The organism is Marinobacter sp. UBA2498 (genome assembly GCF_002341575.1).
Taxonomy (GTDB): Bacteria; Pseudomonadota; Gammaproteobacteria; order Pseudomonadales; family Oleiphilaceae; genus Marinobacter; species Marinobacter manganoxydans.
On the sequence record NZ_DDOI01000094.1, the window covers coordinates 21088 to 21483 of the forward strand.

A 396-nucleotide genomic window follows, 5' to 3' on the forward strand; every position below is an offset into this window, starting at 1 on the left:
CGTCATCGCCCCGCCGCTGGCCCTTGATGGTCCCACGCTCACCATCCGGAAGTTCCGGAAGGACAAGCTGACCATGAAGGACCTGGTGGAGTACGACTCTATCACCCCGGAAGGCGCCCGGGTCCTGGGGGTCATCGGCGCCTGTCGCTGCAACATCCTGATTTCCGGCGGCACAGGCTCGGGCAAGACGACCCTGCTCAATACGCTGACCGCCTTCATCGATCCCACCGAGCGGGTCGTCACCTGCGAAGACGCCGCCGAGCTGCAGCTGCAGCAGCCCCATGTTGTGCGCCTGGAGACCCGGCCACCGAACCTGGAGGGCCAGGGCCAGATCACCATGCGCGACCTGGTGAAGAACTGCCTGCGGATGCGGCCCGAGCGGATCATCGTCGGCGA

1 protein-coding gene is annotated in these 396 nt (G+C 66.2%); it reads left to right on the forward strand.

Going from position 1 to position 396, the window contains the following annotated elements:
* On the forward strand, positions 1-396 hold a 396-nt coding region (locus B2W52_RS13300), incomplete at both ends, for a TadA family conjugal transfer-associated ATPase (protein ID WP_286803505.1).